The organism is Emticicia aquatica, from assembly GCF_923079645.1.
Lineage (GTDB): Bacteria > Bacteroidota > Bacteroidia > Cytophagales > Spirosomataceae > Emticicia > Emticicia aquatica.
The window spans coordinates 1014269-1026909 of record NZ_CAKLPY010000002.1 but is presented as its reverse complement, the minus strand read 5'-3'; the positions used below and the strand labels follow the sequence as shown (position 1 = coordinate 1026909).

Here is a 12641-nt window from a genome sequence, read left to right as displayed (position 1 = left end):
TTATCAGTAAATATTATTGCTTTTGCTGGTACAAAGTCACAAATCAACGTTTCGCTTTTCTTTTTTGGGCAATTTTGAATACTTTTGAGTAAAAATCAGTTAGAAAGGTGAAAAAATCAAAAGAAGAAATCATAAAAATTCCGATTGTACCACCTAAAGGAAGTCGTGAAGAACGTAAGGAACTTTTGCAGGAATCGGCCAATAAGTATTTGGAAGCTATCGAAATGCAAATCGGTGATTTGAAAAAAGTTGGCAAAAATACGCTTGTTATCGGTGGCGTAATTGTTGCGGCTTATGCTTTAACAGAGCTTTTGCTACCTTCACCAAAACAAAAAACTTCTAGCGAACCATTACTTTTGGTTGAAGAAGAAAACGAAAGTGAATCAATTGTTTGGGCAGCTTTGAAAGGAGCCGCAACATCGCTACTATTAGCTTTGGCGAAAGATAAACTTTTAGAATTTATGGATAATTACACCACCAACAATGTCGAGTCAAATTCTTGATAAAATACTGATTAACAGGCAATTACAAAGAAAGTCTTTGGCGGTGCTACTCGACCCAGATAAGGTTGATATGTCCACTTTTGATGATTTTTTATATACTTGTTTTGAAAATAGAGTTGATTTGTTTTTGGTTGGAGGAAGCTTGATTTCCAATAATATTATGAGTAAAATGATTGTAAATATTCATTCAAAAACGAATATTCCAGTAGTCATTTTTCCAGGAAATAGCCTTCATATTGAACCCACCGCTGATGCAATTTTATTGCTTTCTTTGATTTCAGGACGTAATGCTGATTTTCTTATCGGTCAACACGTGATTGCCGCCCCTATGCTCAGACAAAGTGGCTTGGAAATCTTATCAACTGGTTATATGGTGGTTGATAGTGGCCGCCAAACGACAGTTTCGTACATCAGTAACACAACGCCAATTCCGCATGATAAACCTGATATTGCTGCTTGTACGGCAATGGCTGCCGAAATGTTAGGCCAGAAACTAATATATTTGGATGGAGGAAGCGGAGCAGTTTATCCAGTTTCGCCAAAAATGATTCGAAAAGTAAGAGAAAGCATAGCATTACCGCTCATTGTTGGTGGCGGTATTAATTCTACCGAAAAAGCCGCCGCCGCCCTCGAAGCTGGTGCAGATATTATTGTAATTGGTAATGCTTTCGAGAAAAACCCCTCTTTATTACCTGAAATTGCGGAAGTTGTTCAAACTTTTAACTTATCAATCGCTTGAAACTTCATAAAATTTTTCTTGGTTTAGGTTCAAATTTAGGCAACCGAGAAGGCAACTTGCTGATGGCCCAAAGATTAATCAAAGAAAAAGTTGGCCAAATAGTTTTGAAATCGAGTATTTACGAAACCGCTGCTTGGGGAATTGTCGAGCAAAATTCTTTTCTAAATCAAGTCATAGAAGTTGAAACAAGTTTCTCGCCAAATGCAGTACTTCATTTAATACTGAATATCGAAAAAGACATGGGGCGTGTTCGTCAGGTAAAATGGGGTGAACGAATCATTGATATTGATATTTTATACTACGAAAATGAGGTTATATCAATGGAAAACTTGTCGATTCCTCATCCTTTTATTCAAGAACGCCAATTTGTTTTAGTGCCACTCTGCGAAATTGCTGCTAATTTTATTCATCCAAAATTGGAAGTTAGTAATTTAGAATTATTAAAAAACTGTCAAGATGTAGGGGAAATCAGTTTGTTTATAGGCTGATTTTTCAATATTATCAATAAAATATGCAACTTGAATAGGATTTCGACTTGTATAATGCAGAGTTTTTAATTCATTTTTTTCTTTTATCATGTCAATAGTATTTCTTTGGAACGAGTTTTAAACAAAAGTCCAATTTTTTTAGAAATTTGTCGTTTTAATGAAAGCACATAATTACCACCATCATTGTTGAAAATGAAACTTTATTCAAAAATATACTCTTTTTCATTTATTTTAGTTTTGCTCTTTGCGGAGGCTAAAGCACAAGTGCCGCAAGCCAAGAAAAAAGGAGACAAAGACTATAAAAAGGAAACAATTCAAGAAAAATTAGATAGACTACCAGTAGGAGTGACAACGCCAAAGGCTTCGGCGTCGTTGCCTGGTGGAAATAATATTTCGAGTATTGATGATGCCAAAAAATTTGCTACCGAAACTCTCCCAGATTTAGGTTTGAAAATTTCAAAGACTTTTAAGGATGTAAAAAAAGAAATAAAAGGACTTAAAAAAGAATTCAACGGACGAGATTATGAAGGAATAAAAGTTGAAAAGCAACTGATTAGACAAGGGACAGGTAATAATTTGACTTTTTTGGAATTTTATACTTTGAAAGATTTTACTCAACCTAATGCTTACGCTCGCCATCTTTATTGGTATGATAGAAAAGCTAATCGTATTGTTGAAGGTCTTGGTCGTGACCGAGAAACCAACAATTTGATGCATGGCCCGTACAAAAAATATCTTGGAGATTTGGTTGTTGAAGAAGGTTGGTATTATCTCGGCACAAAAGATGGTCGTTGGGAATCTTACGATAAAAACTACAATTTACTCAATAAAGAATACTACGAAAGAGGTTTTTATAGGGATTCCGAAATTTCGTATTTTGATGATAGCCAAACAAAAATAAAGGAAGTTAAACCCAAAAACTACGGAAAAGTAACAGGCGAATATTTTTTATTTAATGAAAGCGGCACATTGGCAGAGCAAGGAATGATGGACGACAGTGTAAAAATTGGTAAATGGGTTGAATATTACCCAACAGGAAATCGTCGAAAAAGAGAAACCCAATTTGGTAAAGATTGCTACGATACTTCGATCGAACCATATATATTATACGAATATGACGAAAAGGGGAAAATTACTTTTGAATCTCCAAAAATCAAGAAAAACTAAGTACTTTTTGCGATTAACACTATAATTTTTATTCTAAAATCTATTTTTTTAGTTTTTCTCATTTTTTTACTTAATTTTGTTAGTATTCAGCTACGACAATTTTAATGACAAAACTTACGCCAGACGACCTAATTTACGGTTATATTAACGGTATTTTTCCAATGGCTGACTCGGACGGAACTTTGTACTGGTATTCGCCCGACCCTCGTGCTATTATTCCTATAGAAACCTACAAACCACATAAATCGTTACGCCCTTTAATCAATAAACAATATTTTGATATCCGATTTAACACAAATTTTGAGGGCGTAATGAGAGGTTGTGCGATGGCTCGAAGTGATTCGGATGATACTTGGATTTCTGAAGAAATTATTGAAGCTTATTCGGGACTAAACGCTATGGGTCTAGCTCATAGTGTAGAAGCTTATGTTAATAATACCTTGGTAGGTGGACTTTATGGCGTGGCAATTGGTTCGGCTTTTTTTGGCGAATCAATGTTTTATACTGAGCCAAATGCTTCAAAGGTAGCTTTTCATTACCTCATTCAAACGTTAAGAAATCAAAGTTTTGAATTGCTAGATACGCAGTTTATCAATGATAATGTTAGGCGTTTTGGTGCAATTGAGATTCCTAAATTTCAATATCTCAACCTTTTGAAAAAAGCAACTGCCAAGAAAGCACGCTTTATTGAGACAGAAATACAACATTTTTTTAGTAAAATAGCATAAAAAAATCCTCAATATTTTGATATTGAGGATTTCAACTTTATATCAGAAAGTCAAGGCTTTTTGTAATTGACAAGCCCTTCATCCAAAAACTTGATAAAATCTTCTTTTGAGCAATAACCAATAGGTTGTTTGACGATTGATTTGCCGCTAGCATCTTCAATGATATAATATGGTTGAGCATTATTGTTGTATTTTGTAATCTCAATATCCATATTTTTATCGCCAACAGTTACCTTTAGTTCGTCATCGTATTTGGAAGTGTACTGTTTTTCTTTCGGAAGTTCTTTTTTATCATCGACATACAAAGATGCAATCACAAAATCATTTTTTAGTTTTTCTAAAACATCAGGTTTTGACCAGACATTTTCCTCCATTTTACGACAGTTAGCACAAGCATAGCCAGTAAAATCAATAAATAGGGGTTTTCCAACTTCTTTTGAATAAGCTAAAGCATCGTCATAATCATAAAAACCTTGTAATTCGTGCGGCAATGCTCTTAATTTTGAGCCATCTACAACGACTGCACTTAGGGTTTTTGGTGGTAAAATTCCAGATAAAAGGCTTAATTCTTTACCTTGAACAACGCCTGGAATCATATAAGCGGAAAGAGCAAAAAATACTGCCGCAAAACCAATTCGTTGAAAATTGTATTTTTTTACTTTTGTGTCTTTTGGTAAACGAATGATTCCTAAAATATACAACCCGATTGCTGCAAAAATAATTATCCAAATGATAAGAAAAAGGTCACGAGAAATATAATTGAAATGGTAAGTAAGGTCGATATTACTTAAAAATTTGAGAGCTAAAGCAAATTCAAGAATACCAAAAACGGCTTTCATTTCATTCATCCAACCACCTGATTTTGGCAAACTTTTTAACCATTGTGGAAACATTGCAAGCGAAGTAAACACAATTCCAAACGGAAGACCGAAAGCCAACATTCCCCAAAGTGGTCGCCAAACTTCACCTTTTGCAGCCATAATTAATAATGAACCAACAAAAGGAGCAGTACAAGAAAACGACACAACAACGAGCGTAAGAGCCATAAAAAAAATACCGATTAGCCCACCACGCTCTGACATTCTGTCGATATTATTGACAACTTCATGCGGTAAAACGATTTCAAAAGCTCCTAAAAGTGAAATGCCAAAAATAATAAAAATCACAAAAAATATAAGATTTGGAATCCAGTGCGTGCTGATAAAATTTAGAAATGGAGCTCCAAAAACAGTTGCAACCAAGCCAATTAACCCAAAAACAAACATGATTGAAAGTCCATAAAAAGATGCTTTACTCGTGCCTTGCGATTGTTTCGTGAAAAAACTAACAGTCATGGGCATAATTGGGTAGATACAAGGCATGAAAATAGAGGCAAAACCAGCCAAAAATGCCGTCAATAAAAAACCGAGAAGAGATGTACTTTCTTGCATGAGCAAATTATAAATTTGTTTGATTGTATCTTATAGTAACACAAAATTGAGACAAAAGTGCACTTAATAGCAGTAAAAAAGTTTGAAAAAGGGGCATTTGGACAGAAAAAAAGTGTTTTATGCCATTCTTTTCATCAAAAGTACCATTTTTCGGTCATCAATTTGAAGGCAACTCCAGCCACAAAAGCAGATAAAATAAGATTCCAAGAGTGTTTTTTTACTTTAAAACCATCTAAAATCAAAAACGAAAGCATAATACAAAGACTTACAATGACTAATTGTCCAAATTCTAGTCCAATATTAAAAGCGAGTAGTTGAGGAATGATATTTTGGTCTTTTCCCAATAAACTTCTGAGATAATTTGAAAACCCCATTCCATGAATTAGACCAAACATGAGAGCTAAAAAATACCTAATGGGAGAAAATCTTTCTGGGTCAAGAACACTTTCGGTGCTTCGATGGGAAAAATTTGCGAAACAGGTTACGATAATTGTTAACGGAATTAGAAATTCGATGAATTCGGTGCTATATTCAATCAATTGAAGAGCTGCCAAAGCGAGCGTAATTGAATGCCCAATAGTAAAAGCTGTAACCAAATATAATATTCTTTGCCAGTCGGTAACTCGATAAATGGCACACAAAGCAATCACAAAAAGAATGTGATCATAGCCATTTAGGTCAGTGATATGTTGATAACCAAGCTGAAGATAAATCAAAAATTCGCTCATATTTTTGGGTACATTACTGTATTTCCTTTACTTAATATAAATGGGATAATTTTTTAGGATATTTTCAGCAAAAGTATAAGATTTGTATTAACAGACTAAAATTACAACGAAAAATCAGTAAACCATGAGCATCGGTAAAAAAATAGGATTTGCATGGGGATATTCCTTTATTGCTTTTTTTCTTTTAGGATATTATTTCATTAGCCCAAACTGGACATTCTTCGTTTTTGTGTACGCCTATATACTCATTCCAATACTTGATGAAATCGTAAGTCGAGATTCACAAAATGCTAGTGCCGAACAATATGAGCAATTAATAAAAGACCGTTATTTCGATTTTTTGGTTTATTCTCACGTTTATATTCAGTATTTTATGCTTTTTTGGTGTTGTTATATACTCACGCATGACTCGCTTACTTGGTACCAGATTTTTGGACTAATGCTTAGTCAAGGTGTTTATGCTTCGACTATCATTAATGTTGCCCACGAATTAGGTCATCGTGCGAGTCCTGTGGCTCAGTTTCATGCCCGAGCAGCCTTGATTTCGGTTTGTTATATGCACTTTTTTGTGGAACATAACCGTGGGCATCACGTTCATGTGGCTACTCCACTCGACCCAGCAACTGCACGCAAAAATCAAACCGTTTTTGCTTTTTGGAAACAAAGTTTGGTTGGTGGTTTTAGCAGTGCATGGGATATTGAACAAAAACGCCTTCAAAAAAATAGTAAAAGTAAATGGGATACCCAAAATGAAATGATTTGGGCGGTAGTTTTGCCAATAGCTTTGTGTGTAATACTTACTTTAATTTTCAGAAAATCACCCAACGAGATTGTATGGATTGTTCCTTTCTTTTTTACAATTCAAAGTTTGATAGCGATTCTATCCTTAGAATGTGTAAATTATATTGAGCATTATGGAATTCTTCGTCAAGAAATTGGAAATGGTCGTTATGAACGAGTAAATCCTCTACATTCATGGAATGCCAATCATTTTTATAGTAATCTGATGCTTTTTCAGCTTCAACGTCATTCTGACCACCACGCTTATGCGGCTCGACCATATCAGGTTTTACGTCATTTTGATGAAAGTCCTCAATTACCTTTTGGTTATACAATGATGATTTTGATTTCGCTCGTACCTCCAATTTGGTTCAAAGTAATGAACAAACGCCTAGAAGATTGGCAAAAAAATAGCTATGATTCAGAACATATTATGAAAGTAGTAAGGCAATTTTCATAAAAATAGCTCAATAGAAATTCTACTGAGCTATTTTCTGAAAAATTAACAAATCAATCTTTTTTGTCGTAAAGTGGGTCATATTTTAAACCATATTTGTCTAAAACATCTTGCGGAACGCCATCCCATTGATTTGGTCTATTGCCCACGTAACCTAAAGTTTCGAAGCCCATTGGAGTTGTAAAAAAGCCCGATAATGTTAGATTTCGCATTTGAGTGAAGAACGCTGCTCCTTGAGCATATTCGGGTTTTACGTCTTCTGGATAAGCAATAGCATCTACTATTTCAATTCTTTGTTTGGCTGTGCAAAGCGAAAACGCTTTTCCAAAACGCTTAACACATGTATTATCCAGCCATTTCAAACCACCTCTTAATGGCGTTTGGTAAGCAGGCTGGTCTTTTGCCATAAACTCAATATATGCAGGAACACCTGCTTGTGTAGCACTACCCGATTTTGCATCGGCAGGGATAATAATATCACATAAAATACCAATGGTAGCTAATTCCGTCGCATTGAAGAATTGTTCAGCCATTAATTTTTTATCACGCTCAATTTCTTCGGCAACTCTAGCGGGAGTTGTTTTGAAGGGCTTTGGGTCTGGAGCAGCAGCTACCAAATCGGTTGTCGGTAAAGCCGCCATTCCGAATGTACCTAAAGATAGTGCTTTTAATGTATCTCTACGTTTCATTTTTTTCTGGAAATTAAATTTTAATAGATAAAAATTCGAAATTCTTGAAAACCTTATTGGGATTTATTTCTTCTCGAATCTCATCATAAATTCTTCGCTTTTACTTGGTCGATGATATAATCAGATGTACGCCAAGAACTTGCCAAGATTGTCCAAGTTACATTTTTATCACCTTGTGAAACAAACGGAGCCGCATCTACTACAAATAAGTTTTTGACATCATGTGCTTGTTGCCAACCATTCAGAGCTGATTTTTTAGGGTCATTTCCCATACGAACCGTTCCAACTTCATGGATAATTTCGCCTGGTTGAGCCAACCCATAATTATTGCTTGCATCTGGTTTTTTGCCAAGAGCAATACCTCCCAATTCATGGATAATCTGCTCAAACGTATCTTGCATGTGCTTGGCTTGCTTGATTTCGTTTTCACTCCATTTATAATTATAGCGAAGTGTCGGGATACCGTATTTATCAACATTATTAGGGTCGATTTCGCAATAATTTGACTCTAAAGGAATCGGTTCTCCACGACCAGCCATACCAATATAAGCTCCATAAGTACGAATCACGTCTTCTTTCAAAGCCGAACCGTAGCCACCTGCTTTCTTTTTATTTCCGTTTTTGTCGGTATAAAGTCCGTTTACTCGCTCAATTCCACCACCAAAACCACCTCCAGGCATTCCCATTCCGCCACCATATTCAATGTGGTATCCTCTTGGAAAATCTAGTTTTTTGTTGTCTAACCACCACGGAGTAAATACGTGCATTCCGCCAACACCATCTTCGTTGTAGCGTTTTCTATCCATTAATGAAGGAATAAATGCTTGGCGACTTGCTCCCGTTGAATCATTCAAATATTTTCCAACAACACCACTATCATTGGCTAATCCGTTTTGGTATCTTGATGATTTTGAATTCAATAAAATACGTGCAGTTTCGCAAGTACTAGCAGCTAAAACGACAATTTTCCCTTGGATAGAATATTCTTTCAAATCCATTTTATTGACATACGAAACCCCAGTACTTAACCCTGTATTTGGGTCTGTAAGTACCTCACGTACCATGGCATTATTGATGAGTTTGAGGTTACCAGTTTTTGCTGCTGGAATGCAAAGCACCGAAGAAGCCGAGAAATCAGCATAAGCTTGACATGCTCTTCCACATTGACCGCAATAAAAACATGAACCACGAGAATCGTTAATTGGCTTAGTAAGCATTGCCATTCGAGATGGAATGACAGGAATACCAATGCCAGTTGCTGCTTTTTTAAGCATTAATTCATGCAAACGAGGTTTTGGCGGAGGTAAGAAATGTCCATCTGGTTCATTTCTGATTCCTTCTTTTGTACCAAAAAGTCCAATAAATTTATCTACTTTGTCATAATAAGGAGCAAGGTCTTCATAGTCAATTGGCCAATCATCGCCAATGCCCGTCATTGAGCCTCTTTTAAAATCATCTGGGCCGAAACGCATCGAAATACGTCCCCAGTGATTGGTTCTTCCACCCAACATTCTTGAGCGAAACCAGCGAAATTGTGTGCCTGGAACGGCGTTGTAAGGTTCACCATCAATATCCCAACCTCCCCAAGCGGCGTCAAAATCTCCAAATGGACGATGGCGTGTACTAGCTCCACGGCGAGGGGATTCCCAAGGGTTTTTTAATTGAGTGATGTACTTTGGGTCAGCTGGGTCAAAATACCCACCTGCTTCCAATAAACACACTTTTGCCCCTGCTTTGGCGAGTTGGTAAGCTGCCATTCCGCCGCCTGCCCCTGAGCCAACGATGATTACATCATAAACTTTGGGCTGTTCTTTAATATCGAATAAATTCATTTTTATTAGGGATGAATGAAATAGAAATTAGTTACTTGTAATATCAAAATACTAAAATAGATACTTTTATCTTTAGTTAATGCTAGATTGAAGATTTATTTTTTAAAATATTTTAATTTGGAAATTTTAGGTATAAAAAAGCCCATTTTCAAGATGGGCTTTTCGGTGTATAAAACTAAAATCTACTTTTCAATGGTTAAATTGACTGCATTTTCGAGCTTTATTTGCGGTTTATCTTTAAAGATGCTCACAATACCTTTCACTTTTATTACTTTCCCCTGTAAATCGGCTTCTGTAAATTTGCCTTTTGAATTTGAAAGCGTTTCACCTTCAATAACGACCGTAATATCATTTTCGGGATGAGGTTTGTCAATATTCAGTAGCAATAAGTCGCCAGTTTGTCTTTGGAAAAGTCTTGAACCCGCAACTTTCCCAACCAAAAAGACTTCTTTTCCTACAAAATCCTTTGCTTGTGAACCTGTAATGGTTTCTTGTGAAAAAGCATTAAAACTCAAAAAAATGAATAACGATACAAATAATTTGTTCATGGCGTTTGTTATTGGCTTATTTTAAAGACAAAGGTATTACTTCAAAATTTCACGTGCAATGACCAATTTCTGAATCTCAGAAGTTCCTTCGTAAATTTGCGTGATTTTAGCGTCACGCATAAGGCGTTCAACGTGAAATTCTTTTACATATCCATATCCTCCATGAATTTGTACGGCTTCGGTAGTCGCCCACATGGCTACCTCTGAAGCAAATAATTTTGCCATTGCCGCTGATTCAACATAATCTTTTCCCTCGTCTTTTTGGCGAGCCGCTTTGTAAACTAATAAGCGAGCCGCTTCAATTTTTGTTGCCATTTCAGCCAATTTAAACTGAATCGCTTGATGTTCACTGATTGATTTGCCAAATGCTTTTCTTTCTTTTGAATATTTTAAGGCAAATTCATAAGCTCCAGCTGCAATTCCTAATGCTTGTGCAGCAATCCCGATTCTTCCACCGTTGAGCGTACTCATGGCAAACTTAAAACCAAAACCATCAGCTCCGATTCGATTTTCTTTTGGCACTTTTACATCAGTAAACATCAAAGAATGTGTATCTGACGAGCGAATACCCATTTTATCTTCTTTTTTACCAACCACAAAACCTTCCATTCCCTTTTCAACAATCAAACAATTAATACCTTTATGTTTCAATTCGGGATGTGTTTGAGCTATTACCAAGCAAACCGACGAAGTGCCGCCGTTGGTAATCCAATTTTTTGTACCGTTGAGTAAATAATAGTCGCCTTTGTCTTCGGCGGTAGTTTTTTGCGAAGTTGCATCAGAGCCTGCTTCTGGTTCTGATAGACAAAATGCTCCAATAATTTGTCCAGAAGCGAGTGGTTTTAAATATTTTTGTTTTTGTTCTTCCGTTCCAAATGCTTCCAAACCCCAGCAAACCAAAGAGTTATTGACCGACATTGCCACAGAAGCCGACGCATCAAGTTTAGAAATTTCTTCCATCGCCAATACATACGAAATCGTATCCATTCCGCCTCCACCGTATTCGGGCGAAACCATCATGCCCATAAAACCTAATTCACCCATTTTTTTTATTTGCTCATAAGGAAATACCGAATGAGTATCACGTTCAATGGCGGTTGGTAGTAGTTCGGTTTGGGCAAAATCTCGTGCGGCTGCTTGTACAGCAAGATGTTCTTCGGTTAGATTAAAATTGATTCCTTCAATTATAGTTGCTGCCATGTCGTTTTGTAGTTTGTTAGATAGATATAAACAAAGTTAAATACAAAAATATTAGTATGCAAGCATACTAATATTTTTTTAATATTTCATTTTTTAACTGGCTAATGATTTATTTGTATGATAGCAATGTTCGGATTTAAGGATTTTTTTTAATAAAGTTTAAAATTATTTGTTTTTATGAACAGTGTTCATTTTATTTGTGGTGTTAACTTAATTATTAATATTCAATGGGTGTTGTTGATAGAAAAGAAAGAGAAAAAGTAGAGATGAAGCGGCAAATTTTGGATGCTGCTCGGAGACTTTTTTTGGAGCAAGGGTTTGAAAAAACGAGTATTCGTAATATTGCTGAGGTGATTGAATATAGTGCTGGCACGATTTATCTTTATTTTAAGGATAAAAATGAAATTTTATTTGCACTACACGTTGAAGCTTTTGGAGCATTAACGCAAGCAATGCAAGCAGGAATTATTAGTAAAACTGACCCTTTTGAAAGATTAGTTGCCTTAGGAAAACATTATCTAAAATATGCTTTTGAAAATCCAGAATTGTATGATTTGATGTTTGTAATGACTGCCCCGATAGAAACACTCGAATGCCGTGAGGAAATTTGGTGTGACGGCGAAAGGGCTTTTGATACACTCAAATTTGTGGTTGAAGATTGTATGAAAGCAGGTTACTTTGCAGGAGAAGACAGTGAATCTATTTCAGTAATGATGTGGAGTTTAGTGCATGGATTAGCAACTTTACACTTGCGACGAAGAACAATGATTTTTCCAGAAGAACGTCGAATAAAGATTTTGGAAAATGCCTATGCTAAGTTTACAGAAATGATACACAATTATAAAAAGTAATTATATGACTAACCAAGTTCTTGAATATTTTCAATCAAATATTGGCAAACATGCTGCCGAAATGAGTCCTTCTCCGTTGGGTCGTTGGCTCAATGGCAAGCTCATTGCTGTTGAAGAAGGTTCTTTAACGGTTGAGTTTATTGTGCGGGAAGAAATGACCAATCCAGGAAAAATATTGCACGGTGGTATTACAGCTTCGATGCTTGATGACGTAATGGGAATGACCGTTTTTTCGTTAGGACGTGAAAGCTTTTATTCAACAATAAATCTGACTATTGATTATTTACTGCCAGCGAAAGTTGGCGATATTATTTACGTAAAATCAAAAGTGATTAGACCAGGGAAAACGGTCATTAATATGGAATGCGAAGCACGAAATTCCGAACATAAAATCATTGCTAAATGCACCTCCAATTTGGTTGTTACAGGAATAAAAATGTAAGATTCATTAGGTCTGACTCAAAGTTAGACCTAATTTTTAAAACAATTACTTAACAGTGT

The 12641-nt window shown here is 35.8% G+C and carries 14 protein-coding genes; 8 read left to right on the top strand and 6 right to left on the bottom strand.

Translation table 11 applies throughout. The features are described 5' to 3' along the window. The first annotated feature begins 107 nt into the window (after nt 1-107). From MJQ71_RS14015 to aat, 5 genes are all read left to right on the top strand, one after another. Nucleotides 108-503, top strand: coding sequence for a hypothetical protein (locus MJQ71_RS14015; RefSeq protein ID WP_238807253.1), 396 nt, complete (start codon nt 108-110; stop codon nt 501-503). Further along, nucleotides 484-1242 carry a phosphoglycerol geranylgeranyltransferase gene (locus MJQ71_RS14010; protein WP_238807252.1) on the top strand — a complete coding sequence of 253 codons (759 nt, stop codon included), beginning with the start codon at nt 484-486 and terminating at the stop codon, nt 1240-1242. Before MJQ71_RS14015 ends, MJQ71_RS14010 begins: the two co-directional genes overlap by 20 nt. Then, the gene (folK, locus tag MJQ71_RS14005; protein ID WP_238807251.1) at nt 1239-1730 is read left to right on the top strand and encodes a 2-amino-4-hydroxy-6-hydroxymethyldihydropteridine diphosphokinase; all 492 of its coding nucleotides are present in this window, start codon (nt 1239-1241) and stop codon (nt 1728-1730) included. The genes MJQ71_RS14010 and folK overlap by 4 nt, the downstream gene beginning before the upstream one ends. 192 nt (nt 1731-1922) lie before the next feature. Next, nucleotides 1923-2897: a toxin-antitoxin system YwqK family antitoxin gene (locus tag MJQ71_RS14000; RefSeq protein ID WP_238807250.1), complete on the top strand. Its 975-nt coding sequence runs from the start codon at nt 1923-1925 to the stop codon at nt 2895-2897. Nucleotides 2898-3001: 104 nt separating this feature from the next. Next, on the top strand, nt 3002-3625 hold the full coding sequence (aat, locus tag MJQ71_RS13995) for a leucyl/phenylalanyl-tRNA--protein transferase (RefSeq protein ID WP_238807249.1): 624 nt from the start codon (nt 3002-3004) through the stop codon (nt 3623-3625). Between the two features lie 50 nt (nt 3626-3675). Here the strand turns inward: aat and MJQ71_RS13990 are convergent, their stop codons facing one another. Next, entirely contained in the window at nt 3676-5055 is a 1380-nt protein-coding gene (locus MJQ71_RS13990) for a protein-disulfide reductase DsbD family protein (protein WP_238807248.1), read from the bottom strand. Between the two features lie 134 nt (nt 5056-5189). Further along, the gene (locus MJQ71_RS13985) at nt 5190-5783 is read right to left on the bottom strand and encodes a HupE/UreJ family protein (protein WP_238807247.1); all 594 of its coding nucleotides are present in this window, start codon (nt 5781-5783) and stop codon (nt 5190-5192) included. A gap of 124 nt (nt 5784-5907) precedes the next feature. Here MJQ71_RS13985 and MJQ71_RS13980 point away from each other — a divergent pair, with 124 nt between their 5' ends. Continuing rightward, nucleotides 5908-7023, top strand: a complete 1116-nt coding sequence (locus tag MJQ71_RS13980) for an alkane 1-monooxygenase (RefSeq protein WP_238807246.1) — start codon at nt 5908-5910, stop codon at nt 7021-7023. Nucleotides 7024-7073: 50 nt separating this feature from the next. Here MJQ71_RS13980 and MJQ71_RS13975 read toward each other — a convergent pair whose 3' ends face one another. The 4 genes from MJQ71_RS13975 to MJQ71_RS13960 all read right to left on the bottom strand — a co-directional run bounded on the left by MJQ71_RS13975 (nt 7074) and on the right by MJQ71_RS13960 (nt 11265). Further along, nucleotides 7074-7709: a gluconate 2-dehydrogenase subunit 3 family protein gene (locus tag MJQ71_RS13975; RefSeq protein WP_238807245.1), complete on the bottom strand. Its 636-nt coding sequence runs from the start codon at nt 7707-7709 to the stop codon at nt 7074-7076. Nucleotides 7710-7792: 83 nt separating this feature from the next. After that, on the bottom strand, nt 7793-9541 hold the full coding sequence (locus MJQ71_RS13970; RefSeq protein WP_238807244.1) for a GMC oxidoreductase: 1749 nt from the start codon (nt 9539-9541) through the stop codon (nt 7793-7795). Between the two features lie 182 nt (nt 9542-9723). Beyond that, nucleotides 9724-10089, bottom strand: coding sequence for a hypothetical protein (locus MJQ71_RS13965; RefSeq protein ID WP_238807243.1), 366 nt, complete (start codon nt 10087-10089; stop codon nt 9724-9726). 36 nt (nt 10090-10125) lie between these two features. Next, complete coding sequence (locus MJQ71_RS13960; RefSeq protein WP_238807857.1) at nt 10126-11265, bottom strand: acyl-CoA dehydrogenase; 1140 nt, start codon at nt 11263-11265, stop codon at nt 10126-10128. A 251-nt stretch (nt 11266-11516) separates the two neighbouring features. Here MJQ71_RS13960 and MJQ71_RS13955 point away from each other — a divergent pair, with 251 nt between their 5' ends. Beyond that, nucleotides 11517-12140 carry a TetR/AcrR family transcriptional regulator gene (locus MJQ71_RS13955; RefSeq protein ID WP_238807242.1) on the top strand — a complete coding sequence of 208 codons (624 nt, stop codon included), beginning with the start codon at nt 11517-11519 and terminating at the stop codon, nt 12138-12140. A 4-nt stretch (nt 12141-12144) separates the two neighbouring features. Then, complete coding sequence (locus MJQ71_RS13950) at nt 12145-12582, top strand: PaaI family thioesterase (protein WP_238807241.1); 438 nt, start codon at nt 12145-12147, stop codon at nt 12580-12582. Nucleotides 12583-12641: the final 59 nt, after the last annotated feature.